Genomic DNA, 25,556 nt, shown 5'->3' with positions numbered 1-25,556 from the left:
GGCCTTCAGTGGCCGCCCGACGGATTGTTGAAGTCCGGCACCGGGGCGCCGCTGATCTTCAACTGGTCGATAACCATGGCCTTCAGACGCTCGAGCCCGGCCGGGCTGCGCGCCTCGGCGCGGGTCACCAGCACATCCTGGGTATTGGAGGCGCGCAGAAGCCACCAGCCATCGGCGGTGGTAACGCGCACGCCGTCGATATCGACAATCTCGACATCCTTGAGCGCCTTGCAGCGGGCCACGATCTCGTCGATGACAGGGAACTTGCGGCTCTCGTCGATCTGGAAACGCACTTCCGGGGTGTTGAACACCTCCGGGAAACGCTTGCGCAAGTCGCTGGCCTTGCCGCCCTGGCGGGAGAGCAGGCTCACGAGGCGCACGCCGCAATAAAGCGCATCGTCATGGCCGTAGAACTTGTCGCCGAAGAAGATGTGGCCGGACATTTCGCCGGCGAGCGGCGAGCCGGTCTCAGCCATCTTGGCCTTGGCGAGGCTATGGCCGGTTTTCCACATCAGCGGCGTGCCGCCGACGCGCTTGATCTCGTCGAACATGGTGACCGAGCACTTCACGTCGCCGATGATGATCGCGCCCGGATGGGTGGCGCAGACGTCGGAAGCGTAGATCGCCACCAGCTGGTCACCCCAGATCATGGTGCCGGTCTCATCGACGCAGCCGATACGGTCGGCGTCGCCGTCAAAACCGATGCCGAGGTCGCAGCCCTGTTCCAGCACCACCTTCTTGAGGTCCGCCATGTTGCTTTCAATGGTCGGATCGGGATGGTGGTTGGGGAAGGTACCGTCGATGTCGGAATAGATGACGACATGGGTACCGGGCAGCTTCTTGACCAGCATCTCCAGGATTTCACCGCCAGAGCCGTTGCCGGCATCCCAGGCCACCTTGAGGTCGCGGGTGCCGTCATAGTCGCGCAGCAGGCGCTCGACATAGGCCTCGCGCACATCAACCTTGCGGGAAGAGCCGGTACCGGTGGCGTAATCGGCGGCAGCGGTGATGACGCCGATTTCCTGGATGGTCTTGCCCCAGACCGCTTCCTTGCCAAGCATCATCTTGATGCCGTTGTACTCGGGCGGATTGTGCGAACCGGTGATCATGATGCCGGCATCCGCCTCGCTGTCGCGGGCAGCGAAATAAAGCATCGGGGTGGGCCCGAGACCGATGCGATCGACATCGAGGCCGACCGAGGTCAGACCCGCCACCAGCGCTTCTTCCAGCGCCGGCGAGCTGAGGCGCCCGTCATAGCCCACGCACACGCGCTTGCCGCCCCGGCGGCGCACCATGGTGCCGAAACCCTTGCCAACAGCCTCGGCGTCGGAGGGGTTCAGCGTTTTGCCGACGATGCCGCGGATATCGTACTCGCGCAGGATCGTGGGATCGAAGCGGTAAGCGGTGCTCATGGGTGCGGTCCTCAAGGCAGGAACGGCCTCCCGAAAGTGGAGGCGCTATTATTCATCAACCGGCAGAATTGAACGGCTTGCCCGCCGGGGCAAAGGAAAAGCTGCGCTTCAGCTATATTCCTTCATCACCGAGCGGATCTGCTCGACCAGCTCGGGACGCTGCAGCGCGAAAGCAAGGTTGGCGGTGATGAAGCCGGCCTTGTCGCCACAGTCGAAACGGCGGCCCTCGAAGCGGAAGCCATGCACCGGCACCTCGCCGATCATCGCGGCAATGGCGTCGGTAAGCTGAATCTCGCCGCCGGCACCACGGCGGTGGGAGCTCAGATGGTCGAACACCTGCGGCTGCAGGATGTAGCGGCCATAGATGGCGACGTTGGAGGGCGCCTCGTCGGGCTTGGGCTTCTCGACCAGACCCTTCACTTCAACCAGCTTGCCGTTGTCAGAAGAGATATCGAGGATACCGTACTTGCTGGTGTTCTCGCGCGGCACGTCGAGCACGGCGACGATGTTGCCGCCGATCTGGTTATAGGCCTCGACCATCTGCGCAAGGCACGGGGTCTGATGCAGCACGACGTCGTCGGGCAGCACCACGGCCACCGGCTCGTCACCCACGATCTGGCGCGCGCACCATACGGCGTGGCCGAGGCCCAGCGGCACCTTCTGGCGGGTATAGAACATGCGGTTGGACGGCATTTCGGTGCGCTTGACGAGGTCAAGCTGCTCCTGCTTGCCGCGCGCTTCCAGCGTGGCATTGAGCTCGAAATTGACGTCGAAATGATCCTCGAGCGCGGTCTTGCCGCGCGAGGTTACGAAGATGAATTCCTCGATGCCTGCGGCGCGCGCTTCATCGACCGCATGTTCGATGAGCGGCTTGTCGACGAGGGGCAGCATCTCCTTGGGGATGGCCTTGGTCGCGGGCAGGAAGCGGGTACCGAGCCCGGCCACCGGGAAGATGGCCTTGCGGATCGGCTTGGGACGCTCGGTTGACATCATGGAGGTAAGACACTCGACAGGGTAAGTGCGCCAACCGCCCGGACGGGCGGCGCCGCGCATACTACACGATAGGAGGCCGACGCCGCAGCAATCTCGACGGGTAGACCACGAGCAAACGCCGACCGCGAGGAACGGTTGCCGCCTGGCAACAAAACCGCTTTCGCAGTGCAATAGTTCCATCGCGAAAACGGCCATCCTGCGGCAAAGCATACCGCCTTGTTCGGATTTTTGCAGAGGCCTTCAATTCCCTGCCGGCGCGGCTGGCCCGGCCGCGAGTCGCAAAATCATCCCCCGGCAAATCAGGCATCCGCTGCCGCCGCCCTACAACCGAAGGCGGCAATCCCGGGCACTCCATTGTAACCCCTTACAATTCCTCGGGTCTCATAAAAACTTCAACGATTCCGCGCACTTTGCGCTTGCCAAAGCAAAATGATGGTTCCTACGCTTCTTTCCGATAAGGCGTAAAACGCGCCGGAGACCTGCCCTTCAAAGAGGTGGGCTCAAGAATGATGAATCGGGAGAAAACGGCCATGACCAAGCATTTCGCAGCCCTTGGTGCGTCCATTGCGCTGGCGCTTCTGTCCGGTACGGCACTGGGTGCCACCATCCATGTGGCCAGCGGCAGCACCGGCGGCGACCTCGACGCCTGGCGCGAAACCATCGCCCTTTACGAGAAGCAGAGCGGCAACAAGGTCGAGCTGGTACCGGCCCCGCAGAACTCGACCGAGCAGCTTGCGCTCTACCAGCAGATGCTGGCTGCCGGCGCCGCCGATATCGACGTGTTCCAGATCGACATCATCTGGCCGGGCATGCTGGCCAACCACATGGTCGACCTGAAGGACAAGTTCAGCCAGGCCGACCTCGATAAGTTCTTCAAGCCGATTCTCGCCGCCAACACGGTGAACGGCAAGCTGGTCGCCATCCCCTACTTCACCGATGCGGGCCTGCTCTATTACCGCAAGGATCTGCTCGACAAATACCACAAGCCTGTCCCCGGCACCTGGCAGGAGATGGCCGCCACGGCCAAGGAAATCCAGGACGGCGAGCGCGCGGCCGGCAACAAGGATATGTGGGGCTTCGTGTGGCAGGGCCGTGCCAGCGAATCCCTGACCTGTTCGGCGCTTGAGCTGATCGATAGTGCCGGCGGCGGCAATATCGTCGACCGGTCGGGCAAGATCACCATCAACAACCCGGCCGCGGCGAAGGCTGTCGATCTGGCCGCCAGCTGGATCAACACCATCTCCCCGCCCGGCACCCCGACCTATGGCGAGGAAGAAGCGCGCGGCGTGTGGCAGGCCGGCAATGCCGTCTTCATGCGCAACTGGCCTTATGCCTTCGCGCTCGGCAATGGCGAGGACAGCCCCATCAAGGGCAAGTACGACGTCCGCTCCGTTCCGCCGATGGAAGGCCAGGGCGGCAAGGAATCCGGCACGCTTGGCGGCTGGAACCTCGCCGTCTCCAAATATTCCAAGAACCAGGACGCGGCCATCGACCTCGTGAAGTTCGTCACCAGCGTGGAGATGGAGAAGTGGCTGGCGATGAAATACTCGAAGCTGCCAACGGTCGAGGCACTCTACAAGGATGCCGACATCGCCAAGGCGCAGCCCTTCATCCCGCGCCTTGAAGCCACCTTCCGCTCGGCCGTTGCCCGCCCGTCGGGTGTGACGGCGGAGAAGTACAATCAGGTCTCGACCGAATTCTTCAACGCCGTCCACAGCGTGCTGGTGGGTGACGAGAAGGGTGAGGAAGCGCTCGCCGGGCTCGACAAGACGCTGACGCGCCTCAGCCGCGGCGGCCGCTGGTAAGCGGCTTCGGGGAGAAGGCCGGAGGGCGATTGTCCTTCGGCCTTCCCCGGCCCCTGCACCTACCCCGCCCACGTTCCTGAGAGAAGGCGCGGCCTGATATGACATCCATCACCGTCACGGACGCGGCTACCGCCGCAAGACCGGAGACCTCCCGCCTTACCCGCTCGCGCGTGCGCTGGGCCTGGGTGTTCCTGACCCCGCTCCTTATCGTGATGGCGCTGGTGGCCGGCTGGCCGCTGGGGCGGACAATCTATTTTTCCTTCACCGACGCCCGCCTGTCCGACATGAGCAATTACGGCTTCGTCGGGCTGGATAATTTCTACTACCTGCTGATCGACGACCAGTGGTGGCGCTCGGTCTTCAACACCGTGACCTTCTCTGTCATCTCGGTGGCGCTGGAGACGGTGCTGGGCATGGTGGTGGCGCTCATCATCAACGCCAACATGCCGGGCCGCGGCCTCTTGCGTGCCGCCGTGCTGGTGCCCTGGGCCATCCCCACCGTCGTTTCCGCCAAGATGTGGGACTGGATGTTCAACGACCAGTTCGGCGTCATCAATCACGGGCTGGAATCGCTGGGCCTCATCTCCGCCGGCATCGCCTGGACGGCGGATCCCACCACGGCGATGGGCGCCATGATCATGGTGGATGTGTGGAAGACGACGCCCTTCATGGCGCTGCTCATCCTTGCCGGGTTGCAACTGCTGCCAGGGGAAATCTATGAGGCGGCCCATGTCGACGGCGCCTCGCCCATCACCGTCTTCTTCAAGATTACCCTGCCGCTGGTCATGCCGGCCATCATGGTGGCAGTGATCTTCCGCCTGCTGGACGCGCTGCGCATCTTCGACCTCATGTATGTGATGACGGGCACGGCACGCGAGACCATGTCGATGTCGATCTATGCCCGCCAGCAGCTGGTGGAGTTTTCCGATGTCGGCTTCGGCTCCGCCGCCTCCACCCTGCTGTTCCTCATCATCGCCCTCATCACCGTGGCCTATATCGTGTTCGGCCGGGTGAACCTCTCGGGAGGGAAGTGACCATGGCACGTTCGGCATCCCCTGCCGCCCGGCGGGCCAAAACCATCGGCTTCTATGGCCTCTCCGCCCTACTGCTGTTCTATCTGCTGTTCCCGTTCTACTGGGCAGTGGTGACCTCGATGAAATCGGGCACCGGCCTGTTCCAGGTGGATTTCCTGCCGCCGGTCAACCTCTCCAACTACTGGGGCGTCTTCGCGCAAGGCCCCTTCGGGCTCAACATCCTCAATTCCGTCATCGTCGCGGTCAGCGTGGTGCTGCTGTCGCTGGGGATTGCGCTCTTTGCCTCCTATGCCCTCGGGCGCATCCGCTTTCGCGGGCGGGCAGCCCTGCTGCTGCTGGTGCTGGGCGTCTCGATGTTTCCGCAGGTGGCGGTACTGTCAGGCATGTTCGAGCTGGTGCGGGCGCTCGGCATCTATAACAGGCTTACCTCCCTCATCCTCGCCTACATGATCTTTACCCTGCCCTTCACCGTGTGGGTGCTCACCACCTTCATGCGCGAGTTGCCGCGCGAGCTGGAAGAAGCGGCGCTGGTGGATGGCGCAGCCCCCTGGCAGGTCCTTTTCAAGATTTTCCTGCCGATCATGGGGCCGGCGCTGGTGACGACGGGCCTCCTCGCCTTCATCGCGGCGTGGAACGAGTTTCTCTTCGCCATCACCTTCATCCTCAATCCGGATGTGCGCACCGTGCCGGTGGCCATTGCCCTGATCTCGGGTGCCAGCCAGTACGACCTGCCGTTCGGCACCATCATGGCGGCCTCCATCATCGTGACCTTGCCGCTGATCGTCCTCGTTCTCATCTTTCAAAGGCTGATCGTTTCCGGACTAACCGCAGGAGCGGTCAAAGGATAAAACTTGGCAAAACTACGCAAAACTGCGAAAGCTGAGCCAACAGTGGCGACGGTGTGAACCAGTCTCTGGCCAAGCGCCCGCCGCTCCGTTATTCCGAAAAACAACAGGGCGGCCCGGCCCCGGCCGCGAAGAGACAAAGAACTGGAGGAAACGAGATGGCAGACGTCACGCTGCGCAAGGTGCGCAAGGCCTTCGGCGATCTGGAAATCATCCGCGGCGTCGACCTTGAGGTGAAGGACCGCGAGTTCGTGGTGTTCGTCGGCCCGTCGGGCTGCGGCAAGTCCACGCTGCTGCGCCTCATCGCCGGCCTCGAAGACATTACCTCCGGCGAGCTGTGGATCGATGGCGAGCTGGTCAACGACCTGCCGCCGGCCAAGCGCGGCATCGCCATGGTGTTCCAGTCCTACGCGCTATATCCGCACATGACGGTCTACGAGAACATGGCCTTCGGCCTGCGCCTGGCAAAGATGCCGCAGGCGGAGATCGAGCAGCGGGTGAAGAAGGCGGCGCAGATCCTCCAGATGGATCATCTGCTCCAGCGCAAGCCGGCGGAGATGTCCGGTGGCCAGCGCCAGCGCGTTGCCATCGGCCGCGCCATCGTGCGCGACCCCAAGGTATTCCTGTTCGACGAGCCGCTGTCCAACCTCGACGCGGCCTTGCGCGTTGCCATGCGCATCGAGCTGGCCAACCTGCATAACGACCTTAACGCCACCATGATCTATGTGACGCATGATCAGGTCGAGGCGATGACGCTCGCCGACAAGATCGTCGTGCTGCAGGCGGGCGAAGTGGAGCAGATCGGCAGCCCGCTGGAGCTCTACCATCACCCGCAGAACATCTTCGTCGCCGGCTTCATCGGCAGCCCGAAGATGAATTTCGTCGATACCGTTGTGCGCAAGGTGGAAGCAGCGGGCATCACCGTCGACCTGCCGAGCGGCGGCACCGCGCGCATTCCCGTGGAGCCCGGCCCGGCCCGCGTCGGCGACAAGGTGACGCTCGGCATCCGCCCGGAACACATGCTGGAAGGCGGCTCTCCGGAGGCGCAGATCACCGGCGAGGTGATGGTGGTGGAGCGCCTTGGCGGCCACACCTTCCTCTACATCAAGGTTGGCCGTGACCTCGTGGTGACTGTGCAGGCCGGCGGCGAGTCCGATGCCGGCATCGGCGACACCATCTCCATCGGCCTGCCGGTGGGCGAGGCCCATCTCTTCGACCAGAACGGCCACGCGTTCCGCCGCACCCAGGCACCGGCGATTGCCAGCCGCCGCAAGGAAAGCTTCGTGCGCCGCGAGGCTGAATACAGCGCCCGCACGCACTGAGCGCCGGACGCCGGACAAGAACCGCCTCCGCGAGCTGCCGCTCCGGAGGCGGTTTTCTTTTGCCCGGCTTTTGAAGGGTGAACCGCAGGCCTCTCCCCTGCGTTCGGCAGAGGGAGCAACAAGACCGGTTGCCCGCCGCGCCATGAGGATGCCAGAAAGGCTCGCCACGGTACCGGCGGCTTTAGTCCGCCATCCCGCTCCTCGACTTGCAAACAGCCCGGCTGCCCAAAAGGTGCTGCCGGCGCCGGATGAAGAGAGACCATCTTGACCGTCCTGCCGCGCCCCTGCCGGGCCCTGATCCCCGCCCTGCTCCTGACCGGCCTTATTGCCGGCTGCGCCAGCCCGAACAAGCCCGCCGCCCCGCCCGCGGCGGAGGCTCCGGCCGCGGCGCCCGCTGCAACCAAGGCGCCGCCCGCCAAACCCGGCGAGGTTGTAGGCTACATGACACGCATCATGCAGGAGGCCAGTGGCACACCGCAGGGGATCGGACTGTTGCCGACCGCCGAGGGCGAGGCGCAGGCCGCGCTCAAATATGCCGCCGCCATCTCCACCCAGCCGGACAAACTGGACTGGATGCATGACCAGGCCGCCTACCTGCTGCACACGCTTGACCCCTCAACCGGCAAGCCGGGCGACAGCGAGCTGGGGTATGGCCTTATCCCGGCAATCAAGGGCATCATCACCAACGGCGGCCTGATCGCCGGCAGCAGCGATGCCACCGAAACCATCCGGGCGCAGGCGCGGCAGGTTGTCGCCAGCGCTGAAAACGCGCTTGAGCGGTCGGTGAAGCTGAAGCTGCTGGCCGAGGCGATCCTCAACGCCAAGGACACAAAATCGGCGGCAGCCTTCGCCCGCACCGTCACCACTGACGCCCCCAAGGTCGTCGATGGCGCCGATGCCAATGGCGACGGAAGGCTGGCGACGGACGGCAGCGAAGGCGGCCTGACCGCCATTGGCGGCGTCATGGTGTCGATGGGCGAGGCCAAGGGCCTGAGCTTCTGATCTTCCCGGACAGGCGCTGAACGGGGGCCGGCGAAAGCCGGCCTCGTTCAGGACTGGACTTGGCGCGGCCAATCGTCATTCTTGTGCGATATCAACCGCCTCCTGTGCCGCCTCCTGCGCCGTCCGAAGGAAACGACAGATGAAAGCCCCTGCCGATCGCCTCGTCCGTGTCTGGGACCTGCCGCTGCGGCTGTTCCACTGGTTGCTGGTGGTTGCCGTCGCCGGCGCCTGGATCACCAAGGAAACGCCGCTGGAGAGCATGGACTGGCACATGCGCTTTGGCCTCGCGGCATTTTTCCTGATCGTCTTCCGCCTCGCCTGGGGTGTGCTGGGCACCCGCACCGCGCGGTTTGCCAGCTTCGTCAAGACGCCGCACAAGGCGGTGAGCTACCTGAAAAAGATGCTGTCTCCCAGGGCGCGGCTCCAACCTTCGGACGGGCACAGCCCGCTTGGCGGTTATGCGGCGCTGGTGCTGATCGGCACCGTCGGGCTGCAGGCCCTCTCCGGCATCTTTTCCAATGATTCGATCATGAGCGGCGGGCCGCTCAGCGGGTATGTCGGTTACCAGGCCAGCGACGCGCTCACCGCTTTCCATGAATTCTGGTTCAACCTCATCATCGCCGCCATCGTCGTGCATCTGGCGGCCATCCTGTTCTACCGCCTGCGGCTCAAGACCAATCTGGTGACGCCGATGGTCGTCGGCACCCGCCATGCCGGCCCTGGCGACCTGATCCCGGACACCGGGCGCCCGAGCCCGGTGAAGCTGGTGATCGCGCTGCTGGTCGCCGCCGTTCCGACCGTGGTGATGTGGCTGGTGTGGAGCACGCCGTAAAGGCACGACCTCTTCAGCAAAAAGGGCCGGGAAAATTTCCCGGCCCTTTTTGTTTGCGGTTGCGCCCGGTTACTCGCGATAGGGCTTGTGGCAAGCCCCGCAAGCGCCGCCGACGGCCTTCAGCTTGTCACCCACCGCAGCAACATCGTCGGTGGATGCGGCCTGACGCAGATCGGCAACGGCAACGGCCAATGCATCGGCCTTGGCGGTGAAGCCGTCAAAATCCTTCCAGATATCGGCGCTGGCCTTGCCGCCTTCCGACCCTTCAGGGAAAAGCGTCGGGATATTGCGGGCAACGCCATAGAGCGCATCGGCCCGGCGAGTGAGGAAATCGGCAGGGTCTGCCGGCTTCACATCCCCCTTGGTCACGGCAACAATACTGCCGAGACTGACCTTCATGAACTCCATCTCGGCCTTGCGCAGCGCCTGCGGGCTGTCCGGCGCATCTTCGGCATGCAGGAGGGCGGGCTGGCTTGCCGTCAGGGCGGCAATAAACGGCACTAGCAGAAAGGCTGCGGCCTTGCGCTTCATGGGTTGGCTCCCGTTATCGTCCAGTCGGGCGGATCCGGCGGCGCCGGAGCGCGGCAGCAACTCTAACATCACTGCACCGCACCAGGGCCAGTGACATGGCTGTTACAGCTCCGGCCGCCGCTACACAATTTCGTGACCGAAGCAGGGGACGCGCCTGCCATCTGTCCGGCCAACTCCCCGGAATCACGCGGTCTTGTCGGCGCCCCGGCTGATGGGCGACACTGGCGGCGAACATCCCCGAGCGCCATTCCGAAACGGCGCTCGCCCGCAACGAGGCCCCTTGCCGGTGAGCATACGCAATCTCGATGGCCTGCTGGCCCCGCGCAGCGTCGCGCTCATATTCGACGAAACGGCGCCCGAGCGGCTGTGGCGCCGGGCGGCCGACAACCTGCGCAAGGGCGGCTTTCGCGGCAAGCTGATGCTGGCCGGCCCGGCGGGCGGCGATGTCGAAGGTTTCCTGCCCACGGTGGCGCGGGGGCGCAATCTGCCGGAGACGCCGGACCTTGCCGTGCTGGCAGGCGATCCGGCTCGCATGGCAAAGCGCCTCGACCGGCTGGGAGCGGCCGGCACGCGCGGCGCCGTCATCCTCAGCGCCACCACGCTCGAACCGAAGGACAAACCGGCCTATCTTTCCTCGCTCGGCGCAGCGGCGCGGCCCTACATGCTGCGCCTTGCCGGCCCGGCGGCACTCGGCATCGTGGTGCCGGCTATCGGGCTGAATGCCTCGTTGCTGGAACATGCGCCGCGGCCCGGCCGCATGGCGCTGATCGCCCAGTCCGCCACGCTCGGCGCCTGCATTGCCGAATGGGCGACAAGCCGAGGCGTCGGTTTTTCGCAGATGATCGTGCTGGGCGATGCGTCCGACGTCGACATGGGCGACCTCCTGGACAGGCTGGCGCTCGACCCGATGGCGCAATCCATCCTGATGCATGTGGAAACGGCAGGGGATGCGCGCAAATTCATGTCGGCCGCGCGCGCGGCCGCGCGTACCAAGCCTATCATCGTGCTGCGCACCGGGCGCCACCGGCAAACGCGCGCTGCCCTGCTCTCCCACACCGGGCAACTGACCGGATCGGACGCTGTTTATGAAGCGGCGCTTGCCCGTGCCGGCGCGCTGCGCGTCAGCACGCTGGAAGAGATGTTCGATGCCGCGCAGTCGCTCGCCTATGCCGGGCCGGTGAGCGGGGAGCGGGTGGCCATCCTTGCCAATGGCGCCGGTGCGGCGCTGCTGGCCGCAGACGACCTCTATGACCTCGGCGGACATATGGCGACGCTGAAGCCGGAGACTCTGGACAAGATCGCCGCCTGCCTGCCGGGCGGCCATCGCCCGTCCGAGCCTATCGACCTGATGGCCGATGCCGAGGGGCCGCGTTATGCCGCCGCGCTGGAGGCCCTGCGGGAGGATGACGGGGCCGACGCCGCCCTTATCGTGCACGCTCCCATCGGCCTGACCGACCCCATCGCCGCCGCCGAGGCGGTGGCTGCTGCTGCCGGGCATGAGCCGGGGCAGCGCGGGCGCAAGCCGATGGTATTTGCCAGCTGGCTTGGCGGCGGACCGGAAGCCGAAACCGCCCGTGAGCGCCTGCACAAGCGCGGCATCCCCTGCTTCTTTACCCCTGCCCGCGCGGTGCGCGGCTTCATGCATCTGGTACAGTGGAACCACAGCCGCACCCAGCTGATGGAAACGCCGCCGCTGATGCCGGAGACCTTACTGCCCGACATCAAGGGCGCCCGCGCCCTGCTCTCCCGCCTTGCCGCGGAAGAGCGGCTGGCGCCGGACCCGCAGGAGGTGGCAGAGCTGCTGAAGGCCTTCGGCATACCGGTGGTGGAAGGATTTACCGCATCGACGGTCAAAGATGCCCGCGCGCTGGCCGAGACGATTGGCCGGCCGGTGGCGCTGAAAGCCATCCTGCGCGGCGCGCCGCTGCGCCGCCCGCCCGGCTCCACGGTGCTGGGGCTGCCGACAGCGGAGGCCGTGCAGGCGGCGGCCGAGCGCATGGCCGCCCTTTTTGCGCCCGGCGGCAGCGAAGGCGAGATCACCGGTTATTTCCTGCAGCCGATGATCGACCATGAAGAGGTGCGCGAGCTCATCTGCGGCATCTCGCAGGACCCGGAATTCGGCCCGGTGCTGCTGTTCGGCCATGGCGGCAGCGCGGTGGAGGCCATCGACGACAGCGCCGTGGCGCTGCCCCCGCTCAACATGAAGCTGGCTGCCGAACTCATCGACCGCACCCGGGTCAGCCGGCTGCTGCATGGCGCCGGGCACGGCCCCGGCGCGGATGTGGATGCCATTGCGCTGCTGCTGGTCAAACTCTCCTACATGGCTGCCGGATTGCCGCAATTGACCGAGCTTGAAATCAACCCGGTGCTTGCCGGCCCGCACGGGGTGGTGGTGCTGGGGGCAAGTGCCCATATCAGCCCCACGCCCCACAAGCGCCCGGCACTGCGCCCCTACCCGTCCGACATGATCGAGCAGGTATCGCTGCCGGAGATCGGCGCGCTGATGCTGCGCCCGATCCGGCCGGAAGACGAACCTGCCCTGCAGGATTTTGTCGCCCGGCAGCCGCCGGAGGCTGTGCGGCTCCGGTTCTTCTCGCCCATCACGCGCCTGCCGCACCAGATGGCAGCCCGCCTGACACAGATCGACTACGACCGCGAGATGGCGCTCATCCTTGTGCGGGGCACGGAGGTGGGGGAGGAGCAGATCATCGGCGTGGTGCGCCTGCATGCCGACCCGGACGGGGAGAACGGCGAATATGCCATCATGATCAGTCCCGAGCTTTACGGGCGCGGCGTCGGCGGGCTGCTGATGGGACGCATGATCGACTATGCGCGCCGGCGCGGCATCACCCGCATCTATGGCGAAGTGCTGGCGGAAAATGAGCCGATGCTGGCACTGGCCCGCCGGCTTGGTTTCAGCATCACCGTCGACCCCGACGATGCCGCTCTGCGCCTCAGCCAGCTGGTGCTGGAGAAACAATCATGACCGGAAGGCAGATGCTGGCGGCGGCACTCGTCGCCCTCGCCATCGCCGGCCTTTCGGCCCGGGCGGGCGCCGACGACCCGATACGGACGGAGCCCGGCCATCTGAGCCCGCCGCCAGACGGGCAGATACGCGGGTTTGCACCGCCGCCGGCCCCCAGCCCGTCCCGCAATGTGGTGGCCTGGTTCAACGGGGCACCGCGGACCACCACCATCTTCAGCCAGCCCTTGACCGACGCCTGCCGCGCCTCGCGCTTCAATGAGCGAATCCCGCTGTTTTACCGGGCGATCTTCTATCACAGCGGCGTCATCATGCAGGCGCTCGGCTGGTCGCGCATGGGGCAGGAAAACCTCTATGATCCTGACAATCTGGCAAAAGACGGCATAAACTACTATTTTGAGAATGACAGAACGCGCGCCTGCCGGGTCTATTTCCTTCCGGACTAGACGGAGCGCCCGTGCCCGCCGACGGGGCCTCAGGCAGGGCCCCGCTAGAGGAAGCACCCTTTCCAGATGAAATCCGTTTTCAGACTTCTGGCCGGCCTTCCCGCTCTCTTCCGCCAGCCCGAACGCAGCAGCGCCCCGGCGCCGGCTGCCTCTCCCGCTCCGGAAATGCCGGACCTGTCGGCCCATGAAAGCCGCAGCTTTGCGCGTCTTGCCGCCGATACGGAGATCGAGGTGATCGGTGCGGAGGGACGATATGTTTGCCGCCTCGCCAACATCTCCGTCGGCGGCGCACTGCTGACGCCGCCGCTGCCGCTTGCCGAAGGGGCAGAGGTAACCATCAGCGTGATGAACCAGCAGATGACGACCGGCGCCCATGTGGTGCGCACCGGCCCGGAAGGAACGGCCATCGCTTTTGCCGGCGAGGCCGCCGACGCCGCCGTGCTTGCCGGCTGGTCCGCCGGGCTCAGCCCGCAAGGCTGACCCCGCCGGCGATTTCGCGCGGCATGAAAAAAGGCCGCTCCCGACGGGAAGCGGCCTTTTCTTTCCAGCAGGGAAACCGCGCTCAGGCGAAGAGCGCGTCGATATCGTCCTGGGTGAAATTGTCCGGCAGGACCTCGTTGTCCTCCGGCCCGTGCAGTTCCAGATCGCCGTCATGCTTGGTGATGCTGGGCGGCAGTGGCAGCGCCTCGAACTCCTTGACGTTCCACGCCTTCATCATCGAATCGACGCGCTCTTCGATGAAGGTAAGCGCGCGAACGACCTTGGTGATGCGCTGGCCGGTCAGGTCCTGGAAGTTGCAGGCCTCGAAAATCCTGACGACGAGATCGGCCATGTCGCCCATGCGGTCGCCGGCATAACCCTCGCCCACCTGCGAGCGCAGCTCCTGGATGATGTCATCCAGCTGCTCGGCGGCGGCCATGATCTTTTCGGTCGCTTCTTCCGTCGATTTCACGACGCTGGAGAGTTCATTGGAGGCCTGGGCAAACTTGTCTTCTGCCGCCAGCGGATGGCGCAGGGCAGCAATCTCGGCCTTGGTGGCGCGGATACGGCCGGAAATGTCGGCGATCTCGACCTGGATCTGCTCCACGTCGGTACGCTCGCTGTTGAGATGCTTTTCAAACTTGCGGTCAAGGTTGCGCACGGCGGCCAGCACTTCGCTGAAATCCACCTCGGCAACCGCGGCCGGTGCCGCGGAAGCGGCCGGCAAGGCTGGCAGGACCGGCATATCCATGGCCGGTGCGCCACCGCCCCAGGAACCGGACTTCTTCATCATCTGGAGCTCAGCGGTGAAAGCCTTGCGTGTACCGTACATGTCCCATCCCTGCTGATAAGTGGGGCTGCCGTCAAATCCCGTTCCTCTCCCGGGGCAGCGGGGAGAAACCGAACTCAAGGGAAAAGCAATTCATGCCCGATTGAAAGCGTCGACTGCTCCGCGAAGGTCCATCCTGCCCGTTTGAACCTTGGCAACATTGCCATTTAAAGCCAATCCCTATACCAAATGATGAACAAGGATTGCCGGGCCGGGCCTCGCCTGTTTCATTTGCGGGCGAATCGTGCACCAGGGCGATCCTCGCCAGTTCCGTTCCCAAAGGTCTCACGATGAACAAAAAAGACCTGCTGCTTCGCCACTACCTGTTTCAGGATCTGCCGGAGGATGTCATCGACCGACTGCTGGCGATGACGGTGACGCGCCATGTGCATGCCGGCGAGACCATTTTCCTCAAGGGCGACGAGGGCGATACGCTTTACGGTGTGCTGTCGGGCAAGGTGCGTATTTCGGTGAGCTCGCCGACCGGCAAGGCCGTGGTGTTCAACATCATGGAAACCGGCGACGTCTTCGGCGAAATCGCGCTGCTGGACGGACTGGAGCGCACGGCGGACGCCATCGCGATGGAAGCCGGCGACCTGCTGATGATCCTGCGCCGCGACTTCATGGGCCTGCTGGAGCGCGAGCCGCGCCTTTCCATTCACCTGCTGAAGCTGCTGTGCGAGCGCCTGCGCTGGACGTCGGACCAGATCGAGGACGCCGTTTTCCTGTCGCTGCCGGCGCGCCTTGCCAAGAAGCTGATTTCGCTCGCCGACATCTATGGCGAGGAGAATGACGAAGGCATCCGCATCGGGCTCGACCTGCCGCAGCACGAGCTGGGGCACATGATGTCGACCTCACGCGAGAGCATCAACAAGCACCTGCAGGCCTGGCGCCGGGCGGGGCTGATCGACCTGCATCGCAAGTCGATCATCATCAAGAACCGTCAGGCCCTGCAGGAAGTCATCGACGAGGACGGCCACGCCTGAAGGCGGGCCGTCTTTGCAGGATCTCAGTACGCCTCGTCGCTGACGCGCACGAGCAGTTTGCCGAAATTGCGCCCGGCCAGCATGCCGATGAGGCCGGCCGGGGCATTTTCCAGCCCGTCGACAAAATCCTCCCGGTAGCGCACCTCGCCTCTCCCCACCCATTCGCCCATTTCCTTTAAAAAGGCCGGGTAGTGGGCCGAGAAGTCGCGCTGGATAAAGCCGCGCACCGTCAGGCTCTTGCGCAGGATGGCGCTCATGATGCCGGGCAGCCGGTCATGATCGGCCGCCACCTCCTCCAGCCCGTTATACTGGGCGATGAGGCCGCAGACCGGGACGCGGGCAAAGCGGTTGAGCAGCGGAAACACCCCGTCCCATACCTTGCCGCCGACATTCTCGAAATAGACATCGATGCCGCCCGGGCAAGCATATTTGAGCTGCTGGGCAAAATCGGGCGCCTGATGGTCGATGACGGCATCGAAGCCGAGCTCATCCTTCACATAGGCACATTTGGCAGCGCCGCCGGCAATGCCGACCACCCGCGCGCCCTTGAGCCGGGCAATCTGCCCGACGGCAGAACCGACCGGGCCGCTGGCCGCCGCGACCACCACTGTCTCTCCCGGCTCCGGCTTGCCGATATGCAGGAGGCCCGCATAAGCGGCAAAGCCCGGCATGCCCAGCACGCCCAGCGCAGTGGAGAGCGGATAGTGCGCCGGATCGAGCCGGCGCAGGCCCGTGCCGTCCGAGACCGCGTAACTCTGCCAGCCGGAATGGGAGAGCACATAGTCGCCAACGCGGAAATCGTGATTGCGCGACTTCTCGACGATGCTGACGGTGCCCCCTTCCATCACCTCCCCCAGCTCAACCGGCGGGGCGTAGGACTTGGCAGCGCTCATGCGGCCGCGCATGTAAGGGTCCAGCGACAGGTAGATGGTGCGCAGCAGCACCTCGCCGGGGGAGATTTCCGGCACCGGTGCCTCGACCAGCCGGAAATCGGCGGCGGTTGGAGCCCCTTCGGGCCGTGAGGTCAGGATAATACGCTGGTTGGTCTGCGAGTGGGTCTGTGCGGACATCGATCGCTACCCCGTCAACCGAAGAGAGCTGTGCACAGAACAGCAAAGCCGGCCAAAACAAGCAACCAGAGCCATAGCCCGGCAAGCACGCTGCCCGGTGCAATGACATCGAGCGCGCGCGAGCGGAAACTGCGCGCTTCGCGGCAGTGTACGGGATCCATTGATATTCCCTGAGATGTAATCGAATCTTAACGTCTGGCGCGACCCTGCCACAGCCGGCGCAGACGGGGTGTGAGGCGCGTGACACTCATGGATCCCTGCAACCTCAAACTGCGCAGCGGCTCACAGTCGGCACAAACGGCTATGCGTTTGCCGCGCGATTGCCGCTCCCTTGCCTTGGGCAGGCTTAAAAACGGTCACGCCAGGCCGGCCAGCCAGGAACGGAGCGGGCCTCGTAGACGCCGCGGGTAATGGCGCGGGCCACGCAATCGGCCGCCATCATGCCAAGGCGGGCGACATCGATTACCGGATCGGCAAGCGGCCGCTCGCCCCCGGCAAGGACAAAGACGGTATCGCCATCGAGCGGGGTGTGGACCGGGCGGATGGCGCGGGCAAAACCATCCTGCGCCATGATGGCAATGCGCCGGGCCTGCATGCGGTCGAGCGCGGCATCCGTCGCCACCACGGCAAGGGTCGTGTTTTGCGCCGGCTGGAGGCCGTTGAAAGCAAAATCCAGATCGGCAAGCGGCCTGCCGGTCGGTGACCGTCCGCCAAACTCACCGTCCCGCTCATAGGGCCAGGCCCAGAAGCACTCATTTTCCGGCATCGCAACCGAGCCGAGCGGGTTGGCAATCGCAAGCGCCGCCACGGTAATGCCGGCGCTATCGACCAGCGACGCGCTGCCAAGCCCGCCCTTGAGCTTGCCGGCCTTGGCCCCCATGCCGGCCCCGGCATTGCCGAGGCGAAGCTCATCGTGACTGACAGTCTCCAGCGCCGTAAGGGCCAGCCGGCGGTAGGGGGCGTCCTCCCCCCAGGCCTTGTCACCGCCATTGAGGAGATCGAAGATGATAGCGGAAGGCACCAGCGGCACGATGGCGCCGCCGACATCGAGGCCCCGCCCCGTCGCCCGCAGGCGATTGGCAACAGCCCCGGCGGCATCAAGGCCAAGGGCAGAGCCGCCGCTGAGCACGATGGCATGGACGATCTTGACCGTGCTTTCGGGATCGAGCAGTGCCGTCTCGCGCGAACCGGGCCCGCCGCCGGCCGTATCGCAGGCAGCAATCATCGGCCGGTCAGGCAGGATGACGGTGACGCCCGTCAGCACCTTTTCATCCTCGGCATTGCCTACGGCGATGCCCGAGACGTCCAGAAGGCTGTTGGTGCGACCCGGCTTCATACCCTGTCCCTTTCACTCACCGATCAGGCCGCCTTGAGGGCCGCCTCGATGGAAAGACCAATCGCCAGTATCCGGCGGTCCTGCATCGCCTGACCGGCCAGCGACAGCCCCACCGGAGCCTCACCCGGCCGGTGGCAGGGGATGGTGATCGCGCAGCCATCGACCATGTTGATCACCGACGGGTTGCGCAGGATGGCAAGATTGGCGATGCGATAGGCCTCGTCATCCACCGCCAGCGGCGCGACGGCCGGCGCCACCACCGGCACCGTCGGCATCAGCCAGCCATCATAGGGCACCAGCGCAGTGCCCATGGCCGCGATGAACCCGGCCCGCAGGCGCTTGAGGTCGATATAGTCGGCAGCCGTCGCGCTCTTGCCCAGCATGACACGCGCCGAAACACGCGGATCGAGCTTGTCCCAGCTCGCATCGAGAAACTCGTGCATATCGGCGTAGAGCTCAGGGGCGCTGAAGCCGCCGCGAGCATTGATGTTGCGCAACTCATCAAGAGGGGCGAGGCGCATCTCTTCGATCACCGCGCCGGCATCGGACAGCTTGAGCAGCGCCTCGGCAAAGGCGGCCGAAACGGCATCATCCATACCGTCCAGCACATAGTTCTGCGGCACGGCAAGACGCAGACCCTTGAGCGATACCGCAGCAGGAACACCGCTGGCCGCGCCGGAGAGAACACTATCCAGAAGGGCGCAGCACGCGACGGTAGGCGCCAGCGGGCCGATGCTGTCGAGCGTGCGCGAGAGCGGCAGCACACCCGTGCGCGGCACGCGGCGCTGCGTGGGCTTGAAGCCGGCAAGGCCACACAGGGCCGCCGGAATACGCACCGACCCGCCGGTATCGGAGCCAATGGCAGCGGCGGCCATTCCGTCCGTTACCGAAACGGCAGCGCCCGAGGACGAGCCGCCGGGAATGCGGCCGGTCTTGCGGTCCCACGGATTGAGCGGCGTGCCGTAATGCGGGTTGATGCCAATGCCGCCAAAGGCAAGCTCGGTCATGTTGGTCTTGCCGACGATGCTGGCCCCGGCCGCCTTCAGCCGGCGCACAACCTCTGCATCCTCACCGGCCGGCGCCTGCCCTTCCCGCGCCTTCGATCCGCCGGTCGTCACCTCGCCGGCAACGTCGAACAGATCCTTGACCGAGAGCGGGATGCCCGCCAGCGGGCCGGAGAGGGTATTGGCAGCCCCGCCATAAACCCGGGTAAAGGTGACGGCGCCCTGCCCGGCCTTGTCGGCAATCGCCGTCCGGCATCCGGCAAGCAGCCCTTCAGCGGAAAGCGAACCGGCGGCAAGGCCGGCCTTCAGATCAGCAAGCGGACGCATCAGGCAGCAGCTCCGGCAGCGGTGGCGGCGACCGACAGGAACTGCCCGACCTCCTCGTCCGTGGTGGCGAAGGAGGTGACGAGGCGAATGCTGCCTTCGTCCCAGCGGTAAAAACCGGCTCCGGTGGTGGAGAGACGATCAATGACCGCGGGGGGCATGGTTACGAACAACTCGTTGGCTTCCACCGGCCACAGCAGGCCGAAACCCGGCAGGGCGGTGAGGCCCTTTGCCAGCCGCGCCGCCTTGTCGTTGGCGTGGCGGGCCAATTTCAGCCACAGCCCGCCTTCCAGATAGGCATCAAGCTGGGCGGAGATGAAACGCATCTTGGAGAAGAGATGGCCGCCACGCTTCCGGCGGTTGGCATAGTCCCCGGCCTTGTCCTTGCCGAAGAAGATGACAGCTTCCGCCGCCATGCAGCCGTTCTTGGTCGCGCCGAAGCTCAGTACGTCAACACCGGCTTTCCAGGTCACGTCCGCCGGGCTGCAGCCCAGATGGGCAATGGCATTGGCAAAACGGGCGCCATCCATCTGCACCTTGCAGCCTTTTTCGTGGGCAAGGCTGCTGAGCGCGCGGATCTCGTCCGGCGTGTAGACCGTGCCGCTTTCCGTTGCCTGGGTAAGGCTCAGCACGCGGGGCTGCACCTGGTGCACGCCGCGCTGGCCGATGGTGCGCAAGGCCCGCTCCACCGTTTCCAGCGACAGCTTGCCACCCTCTCCGGCCAAGCCGACGAGCCGGCCGCCGGTATAGAATTCCGGCGCGCTGCTCTCATCTACGTTGATATGGCTCGCCTCGTGGCAAAGCACGGCGCCCCAGGGCGGCATGATGGCCGAGAGCGCGGTAACATTGGCCGCCGTACCGGTCGCCACCGGAAAGACGGCGATATCGTCCGTCTCGAACGCCGCGGCGAGCTTCTTTTCAACGCTCGCCGTCCACGGGTCGGCGCCATAGGGCATGGCCGGGCCGGTGGCAGCGGCGACAAGGGCGGCAACAATCTCCGGCGCAGCGCCGGCGACATTATCACTGTTGAAGATCATGGGGCCGGAACCTCTGACACCGCGCGGCTGAGCTCGCCGGTTGCCGGGTTAAGAATGTAAAGGGCATTGGAGCCATCGGGCATCACCACGCGCACGACGACACGGATGCCCGCCGGCACGATTTCGCCAATGGTAGCGCCCGCCGGAAGGCTTACACCGCTGATGGCGGACCCGGCATTGCTGCCTTCGTCGGCCCCATGCTCCTGTGCGGCTCGCTCAGGGTGGGAGGCTCTGTTATAGACCTCGTAACCGAGGAACCCGAAACCGGCGACGATGACCACGCCGACGACGCTCATCAGGAAAATGACTATCCGCAATGACCGACGCTCCGATCGATGAGCTGGAAGACTGGGACGAGACGGAGGGACCCTCCGCCGCGTCACCGGATGGAACCGGCAGGCTGGAAGGCGTTTTCGGCCCCGAGACGGCAGGAGAGCGCCTGGACAAGGCCCTGGCAGCCGTGGCCGCCGACCTGTCACGCTCCCGCGTCAAGGCGCTGATCGACGCCGGCCAGCTTGCGGTAGACGGGCGGACGATAGACGACGCCTCCCACCGGGTCAAACCGGGGCAGAGCTGGGTGCTGGAGGTACCGGCCCCCGCCCCTGCCTTGCCGCAGCCGCAGGATATCCCGCTCGACATCCTGCATGAGGATGACTGGCTGCTGGTCATCAACAAACCTGCCGGCATGGTGGTGCATCCCGCCGCCGGCAATGCCGACGGCACGCTCGTCAACGCGCTGCTCCATCATTGCCGCGACAGCCTTTCCGGCATCGGCGGGGTGGCACGGCCGGGCATCGTGCACCGGCTGGACAAGGAAACCAGCGGCCTGATGGTAGTCGCCAAGACGGATGCCGCGCATCAGGCGCTCAGCGCCCAGTTTGCCGACCGCTCGCTCTCGCGCACCTATCAGGCCATCGTCTGGGGGCTGCCGAACCCGCGCGAAGGCCGCATCGAAACCCAGATCGGTCGCCATCCGTCAAACCGGCAGAAGATGGCGGTGGTGACACGGGGCGGCAAGGAAGCGGTCACGCTCTACCGCGTCATCCGACCGCTAGGGCTCAAGGCCTGCCTTGTGGAATGCCGGCTGAAGACCGGACGCACGCACCAGATCCGCGTCCATATGACCCATATCGGACACGCGCTGATCGGCGACCCGGTCTATGGCAACCAGTCGCGCCCGGTAAAAGGGCTGGGCGCCGCAGCGGCGGAGGCCGCCGCCTGCCTTGGCAGGCAGGCACTGCATGCGGCGGAAATCCGCTTCCTGCACCCGGCAGACGGGCAGGAACGCCAGTTCTCCTGCCCGCTTCCCCTTGATATGAGCCGCCTCATCACCATCTTGGAAAAAGGGGAAGCCTGAGTTTCCGAAGGCTTTTCCTCCCCCGATTATGAGGTGGATCACGCCGGGCCAAGCGGTCCGGCGGGAGTGTGAGGGTGGACATATTCCCCCTGCCACCTTCTGGTCATGATCGGCAAATACCAAGACGCTTACGGCAAATACCGTAGCGCGGGGTCCGGCCTTCCGGCTATGATCCCGGTCTAACAGGAGCAGTGAAGGCAATGGCGAGTGTACCGGTTCCGGCCCTGGATGCCGGCAGCAATCTGACCCGCTATCTGCAGGAAATCCGCCGGTTCCCCATGCTGGAACCGGGTGAGGAGTTCATGCTTGCCAAAAGCTGGCGCGAGCATGGCGACGTTGACGCCGCCCACAAGCTCGTAACCAGCCACCTGCGCCTTGTCGCCAAGATTGCCATGGGGTACCGCGGCTACGGCCTGCCGCTGGCCGAGCTCATCTCCGAAGGCAATGTCGGCATGATGCAGGCGGTCAAGCGCTTCGATCCCGATCGCGGCTTCCGTCTTGCGACCTATGCCATGTGGTGGATCCGCGCCGCGATTCAGGAATACATCCTGCATTCCTGGTCGCTGGTGAAGATGGGCACCACGGCGGCCCAGAAGAAGCTGTTCTTCAACCTGCGCCGCCTCAAGGGCCAGATGCAGGCCATCGACGAGGGCGATCTGAAGCCCGAGCAGGTGGCCAAGATCGCCCAGACGCTGGATGTCAGCGAAGACGATGTGGTGAGCATGAACCGGCGCCTTGCCGCGCCCGACCATTCGCTGAACGCGCCGCTGCGCGTGGATGGCGAGGGTGAGTGGCAGGACTGGCTGGTGGATGAGCGCGCCACCCAGGAAAACGAACTGGCCGACCGGCAGGAAATGACCCGCCGCAGCGCCATGCTGCAATCGGCCATGTCGGTACTGAACGAGCGCGAGCAGCACATTCTGGCCGAACGCCGACTCAAGGATAACCCGACCACGCTCGAGGATCTAAGCCAGGAATACGGCATCAGCCGCGAGCGCGTGCGCCAGATCGAGGTGCGGGCGTTTGAAAAGCTGCAGAAGGCCATGCGCCTGAAGGCGCAGGAAGAAGCTGCCGGCACCGTCGAGGGCTGAAGCTTCCTGCTTTCAGATGTTGATGTATTGAGCAGGGCTCCCGGCCGTCAGGCCGCGGAGCCCTGTTTTTGCGCGCTCGGCTTCTGCCCGGCCTTGGGAGCGATACCGGGCTCCCAGTCGTCGCCCGGCAGGCCTTCGTCGCCTTCCTCGCCATAGGGGCGCCAGAGCGGGACACCATCCTCATCCTCGCCGGCCACCTCCGCTCCCCACTCCTCCACCAAGAGCTTCTGGCGGTTATTGAGCGTGCCGATGCGCACGCGCGAGCGCACTTCCATATATTTGAGGATGAGGCGCGGGATGATCTTGAAGCAGGCAAGCCCGATGGCAGTGCCGCCCAGAATGGACAACCAGGCCAGCGGCTCCAGCATCAGGTCGACGGCGACGGCGAAGGTGTGGCCCTGTCGCCAGAGGAAGATGAGCACCGGCAGCACACCGGCGGCGTTCATCGCCCCCACGGTCACCGCTGCATAACGCTTGTCCGTCTTCTCGGCGACCCAGGTGATGGCCGTGGGCGCCATGCCAACAGCGGTCAGCAGGATGGTCGGCAGGATGAAGACCGCCCCGATACCAGCCAGGATCACCATGATGAAGGCGCGGCTGCGACGCAGGCGGCGGCCCTTTTTCTTCTTTCTGGCGGGAGGCTTCTTCGCGGCCATTTATCAGAGCACCATCACGAAGGCGACCAGCAGCACACAGCTCATCGCCAGAATAGAAGAAACGACCGCGGCGGCCTGACGGCCAAGGTCCATTGAGGAAGACGGATCCTCCTCGATCTCATAGCGCAACTGGCCGATCTCGGTACTGACATTGCCGAAATCCTTCTGCGCCATCTCGAAGCCGGCCTCGTCGCGCGCTAGCGCCTTGGGATCGTCGATCAGGGCGTTGACGCGCCTGAGATCGCCCTTGGCGGCAATACGCTGCGCTTCGCGCTTCAGCTCCTCGCGGAAATAGGCATTGCGGTAACGCGACAGGATGGGGTCGAGCAACTCGGACATCCAGGTGGCGAGGTTCGGCAGCGATTCCGGGCCATTGCGGGCCTGTACATCGGCCAGTACCGCCAGCATGGCCAGATAACGCCGGCTGGGATCGCCGCTGGCGATCAGCGCCATGGTGCGATCATCAAGGCGCTTGGTGCGCGCCATCAGGAAAGCCGCAATGTGCCGGTCGAACGGTTCCTTCGGCCGGTCCTCGGTCTGGGCAAGATTGTCGAGTGCGCGCAGCAGGTCCTGCGGCTCAAGGCAATAATAGTCCTCCACCAGCGGGCTGATGCAGGGGATGGCCGGATTGAGGTCATAGAGCACACGCTCGATGCCAAGGCCGGGCTGCGGCTTGTCGAGATAGACACGCGACTGCTCGAAGGTGTGCACGATGGGGGCATAGTCGAGCCTGCCTTCCGACTGCATCGACAGCCAGTACATGCCAAGCTGCGCATTCAGCAGCTCGGCAACCGGCTGGACGGATTTCTGCTCCGTCATCAGCTGGGCGAGCAGGGTGCCAACGGCATCGGGCATGGTGCCGAGATTCTGGAAGCGGATGGGCGCCACCGGATCGAGCGCGATGGCGACACGGGCCACGATACGATCTTCCGTCGAAGCGCCACGGCCTGTGGAGGTCGCGCTTTCGATGGCCGTCTCGACCAGTTCGGCCTTGTCGTCATCGCTCATCGAGCGGCGCAGCCAGCGGTCGATATCGCCGGCTTCCAGATGCACGGCGGACTGCTGGACGTTGCGCGTCATGGCCAGCGCCAGCGAGCGCAGATCCCAGCACACCTTGCCGGCCAGCTCGAACGGGCGGCCGGCGCGCCGGGGCACCTGGGCCTGCTTGGGGCTGAGGCGGCGACCGCTCAGCCACATCTCAAACTCATCCAGCGTCCAGCGCTGCTTGGGATCGTCGATGAGGAGGCCGCGCAACGGTTCGATGAGGTTGAGCGGCACACGCAGATCGCCGACCAGCGCCGGATAGGAGCCGCGCTCCATCTTGAGCTGGAGAATCTGGTCATCGCGCAGGTGGCCAACGGGATTGCGCCCGAAGATCAGCATCAGCAGCGACACGCCGAAGGCATAGAGATCGTCAGCGGTGGAGCCGTTGCCACGGCCGGTCGGCGTACACATCGAGCGCTCGATGGTCTCGAACATGATGGGCTGGCCATAACCGGGCGGCGTGCACAGGCACTCGCCGAGAATGACCTCGCTGCTGGCGGCATCGCGCCAGTACATGTTGGTGGGCCGCACCTTGCTGTGGCAGAGATTGCGCCCGCTGACATAGCGCATGAAACTGCCGAAGGGCGTCATGATGCTGCGCACGATGACATCTTCGTTCATCGGCTCGCGCTGGTCCTTCATGGCGCGGAAGAGGCGCCGGCCCTGCGGACGTTCATAGATGAAGGCCATGCGCCGGCCACCGGTCTGCGGCCACTCGATGGGGCCCCATTCATAGGCTTGCATAAGGCCGGCAGGGTCTGCGGCGCGCATGGAAGGGCCAAGGTCGGTGCGCGGTGGCATGTTGGTGGTGAGCACAAAGGCAATGGCGTTGGAGCCCTTGTTGCGCCCGCCGGTAATGCGCGCGGCATAAGCATCCGCACCCGGGGTATTGAAGGCGGCAAGCGGCTGGCTCAGCAGAATTCTGTATCTGCCGAGAAGATCGACGCCATCGGCTGTTGCCGTTGCCATAAAATACTCCGCCCGCTGGTCAGGCCGGCCCTTTTTGCCGGGGTCACGGCCCTGTTCATTAAAGCTAAGCCATGCAGATGCAATGAACAAGCCAACCCACCCTGCCCGCCGGACCACCTCCAACAAACCGTTCGGAAAGCAAGGGCGCTTGCGATAGGGTTCTTGCGG

The 25,556-nt window shown here is 65.0% G+C and carries 24 protein-coding genes; 12 read left to right on the top strand and 12 right to left on the bottom strand.

Annotated elements, in window-relative coordinates; translation table 11 throughout:
* Window positions 1-5: 5 nt before the first annotated feature.
* Together pgmG and galU are read right to left on the bottom strand one after the other, a co-directional pair.
* Entirely contained in the window at window positions 6-1,412 is a 1,407-nt protein-coding gene (pgmG, locus tag QTL98_RS05990; protein WP_445681316.1) for a phosphoglucomutase/phosphomannomutase PgmG, read from the bottom strand.
* 108 nt (window positions 1,413-1,520) lie between these two features.
* Window positions 1,521-2,405 carry a UTP--glucose-1-phosphate uridylyltransferase GalU gene (galU, locus tag QTL98_RS05985; protein WP_445681315.1) on the bottom strand — a complete coding sequence of 295 codons (885 nt, stop codon included), beginning with the start codon at window positions 2,403-2,405 and terminating at the stop codon, window positions 1,521-1,523.
* Between the two features lie 530 nt (window positions 2,406-2,935).
* Between galU and QTL98_RS05980 the strand changes: the two genes are divergently transcribed.
* The 6 genes from QTL98_RS05980 to QTL98_RS05955 all read left to right on the top strand — a co-directional run bounded on the left by QTL98_RS05980 (window position 2,936) and on the right by QTL98_RS05955 (window position 9,245).
* Window positions 2,936-4,210: an ABC transporter substrate-binding protein gene (locus QTL98_RS05980; protein WP_445681314.1), complete on the top strand. Its 1,275-nt coding sequence runs from the start codon at window positions 2,936-2,938 to the stop codon at window positions 4,208-4,210.
* A 98-nt stretch (window positions 4,211-4,308) separates the two neighbouring features.
* Complete coding sequence (locus QTL98_RS05975) at window positions 4,309-5,244, top strand: carbohydrate ABC transporter permease (protein ID WP_445681313.1); 936 nt, start codon at window positions 4,309-4,311, stop codon at window positions 5,242-5,244.
* A gap of 2 nt (window positions 5,245-5,246) precedes the next feature.
* Window positions 5,247-6,092, top strand: a complete 846-nt coding sequence (locus tag QTL98_RS05970; RefSeq protein ID WP_445681312.1) for a carbohydrate ABC transporter permease — start codon at window positions 5,247-5,249, stop codon at window positions 6,090-6,092.
* Window positions 6,093-6,247: 155 nt separating this feature from the next.
* The gene (locus QTL98_RS05965) at window positions 6,248-7,411 is read left to right on the top strand and encodes an ABC transporter ATP-binding protein (protein WP_445681311.1); all 1,164 of its coding nucleotides are present in this window, start codon (window positions 6,248-6,250) and stop codon (window positions 7,409-7,411) included.
* 264 nt (window positions 7,412-7,675) lie between these two features.
* The gene (locus tag QTL98_RS05960) at window positions 7,676-8,413 is read left to right on the top strand and encodes a hypothetical protein (protein WP_445681310.1); all 738 of its coding nucleotides are present in this window, start codon (window positions 7,676-7,678) and stop codon (window positions 8,411-8,413) included.
* Window positions 8,414-8,552: 139 nt separating this feature from the next.
* Window positions 8,553-9,245, top strand: coding sequence for a cytochrome b/b6 domain-containing protein (locus QTL98_RS05955; RefSeq protein ID WP_445681309.1), 693 nt, complete (start codon window positions 8,553-8,555; stop codon window positions 9,243-9,245).
* Window positions 9,246-9,314: 69 nt separating this feature from the next.
* Here QTL98_RS05955 and QTL98_RS05950 read toward each other — a convergent pair whose 3' ends face one another.
* Entirely contained in the window at window positions 9,315-9,776 is a 462-nt protein-coding gene (locus QTL98_RS05950) for a c-type cytochrome (protein ID WP_445681308.1), read from the bottom strand.
* A gap of 286 nt (window positions 9,777-10,062) precedes the next feature.
* Between QTL98_RS05950 and QTL98_RS05945 the strand changes: the two genes are divergently transcribed.
* The 3 genes from QTL98_RS05945 (at window position 10,063) to QTL98_RS05935 (ending at window position 13,685) form a co-directional block, all read left to right on the top strand.
* Window positions 10,063-12,762, top strand: a complete 2,700-nt coding sequence (locus QTL98_RS05945) for a bifunctional acetate--CoA ligase family protein/GNAT family N-acetyltransferase (RefSeq protein WP_445681307.1) — start codon at window positions 10,063-10,065, stop codon at window positions 12,760-12,762.
* A complete protein-coding gene (locus tag QTL98_RS05940; RefSeq protein WP_445681306.1) occupies window positions 12,759-13,205 on the top strand; it encodes a DUF8265 family protein in 447 nt (148 codons plus the stop codon). Before QTL98_RS05945 ends, QTL98_RS05940 begins: the two co-directional genes overlap by 4 nt.
* A 66-nt stretch (window positions 13,206-13,271) precedes the next feature.
* Window positions 13,272-13,685, top strand: a complete 414-nt coding sequence (locus QTL98_RS05935; protein ID WP_445681305.1) for a PilZ domain-containing protein — start codon at window positions 13,272-13,274, stop codon at window positions 13,683-13,685.
* Window positions 13,686-13,767: 82 nt separating this feature from the next.
* Here QTL98_RS05935 and QTL98_RS05930 read toward each other — a convergent pair whose 3' ends face one another.
* A complete protein-coding gene (locus tag QTL98_RS05930; protein ID WP_445681304.1) occupies window positions 13,768-14,517 on the bottom strand; it encodes a protein phosphatase CheZ in 750 nt (249 codons plus the stop codon).
* 287 nt (window positions 14,518-14,804) lie between these two features.
* On the opposite strand from QTL98_RS05930, the gene QTL98_RS05925 reads away from it, so the two are divergent.
* The gene (locus QTL98_RS05925) at window positions 14,805-15,500 is read left to right on the top strand and encodes a Crp/Fnr family transcriptional regulator (RefSeq protein ID WP_445681303.1); all 696 of its coding nucleotides are present in this window, start codon (window positions 14,805-14,807) and stop codon (window positions 15,498-15,500) included.
* Window positions 15,501-15,523: 23 nt separating this feature from the next.
* Here the strand turns inward: QTL98_RS05925 and curA are convergent, their stop codons facing one another.
* The 6 genes from curA to QTL98_RS05895 form a co-directional block, all read right to left on the bottom strand.
* Window positions 15,524-16,570, bottom strand: a complete 1,047-nt coding sequence (gene curA / locus QTL98_RS05920; RefSeq protein ID WP_445681302.1) for an NADPH-dependent curcumin/dihydrocurcumin reductase — start codon at window positions 16,568-16,570, stop codon at window positions 15,524-15,526.
* Between the two features lie 14 nt (window positions 16,571-16,584).
* The gene (locus QTL98_RS05915; RefSeq protein WP_445681301.1) at window positions 16,585-16,731 is read right to left on the bottom strand and encodes a hypothetical protein; all 147 of its coding nucleotides are present in this window, start codon (window positions 16,729-16,731) and stop codon (window positions 16,585-16,587) included.
* Between the two features lie 185 nt (window positions 16,732-16,916).
* Entirely contained in the window at window positions 16,917-17,906 is a 990-nt protein-coding gene (locus tag QTL98_RS05910) for a P1 family peptidase (RefSeq protein ID WP_445681300.1), read from the bottom strand.
* A 23-nt stretch (window positions 17,907-17,929) separates the two neighbouring features.
* A complete protein-coding gene (locus QTL98_RS05905) occupies window positions 17,930-19,240 on the bottom strand; it encodes an amidase (protein WP_510637552.1) in 1,311 nt (436 codons plus the stop codon).
* Entirely contained in the window at window positions 19,237-20,271 is a 1,035-nt protein-coding gene (locus QTL98_RS05900) for a threonine aldolase family protein (protein WP_445681298.1), read from the bottom strand. Before QTL98_RS05900 ends, QTL98_RS05905 begins: the two co-directional genes overlap by 4 nt.
* Complete coding sequence (locus QTL98_RS05895; RefSeq protein WP_445681297.1) at window positions 20,268-20,588, bottom strand: hypothetical protein; 321 nt, start codon at window positions 20,586-20,588, stop codon at window positions 20,268-20,270. The genes QTL98_RS05900 and QTL98_RS05895 overlap by 4 nt, the downstream gene beginning before the upstream one ends.
* Between QTL98_RS05895 and QTL98_RS05890 the strand changes: the two genes are divergently transcribed.
* Both QTL98_RS05890 and rpoH read left to right on the top strand, forming a co-directional pair.
* Window positions 20,588-21,628 carry an RluA family pseudouridine synthase gene (locus QTL98_RS05890; protein WP_445681296.1) on the top strand — a complete coding sequence of 347 codons (1,041 nt, stop codon included), beginning with the start codon at window positions 20,588-20,590 and terminating at the stop codon, window positions 21,626-21,628. The genes QTL98_RS05895 and QTL98_RS05890 overlap by 1 nt on opposite strands.
* Window positions 21,629-21,828: 200 nt before the next feature.
* Window positions 21,829-22,719: an RNA polymerase sigma factor RpoH gene (gene rpoH / locus QTL98_RS05885; protein ID WP_445681295.1), complete on the top strand. Its 891-nt coding sequence runs from the start codon at window positions 21,829-21,831 to the stop codon at window positions 22,717-22,719.
* Window positions 22,720-22,766: 47 nt separating this feature from the next.
* On the opposite strand, the gene QTL98_RS05880 is transcribed toward rpoH, so the two are convergent.
* The gene (locus QTL98_RS05880) at window positions 22,767-23,375 is read right to left on the bottom strand and encodes a hypothetical protein (RefSeq protein WP_445681294.1); all 609 of its coding nucleotides are present in this window, start codon (window positions 23,373-23,375) and stop codon (window positions 22,767-22,769) included.
* A 3-nt stretch (window positions 23,376-23,378) separates the two neighbouring features.
* Window positions 23,379-25,388, bottom strand: a complete 2,010-nt coding sequence (locus QTL98_RS05875; RefSeq protein WP_445681293.1) for a protein kinase family protein — start codon at window positions 25,386-25,388, stop codon at window positions 23,379-23,381.
* Window positions 25,389-25,556 lie beyond the last annotated feature (168 nt).

It is taken from the genome of Radicibacter daui, from assembly GCA_030657355.1.
Taxonomy (GTDB): domain Bacteria; phylum Pseudomonadota; class Alphaproteobacteria; order Radicibacterales; family Radicibacteraceae; genus Radicibacter; species Radicibacter daui.
This window is presented reverse-complemented; position numbering and strand designations above follow the sequence as displayed.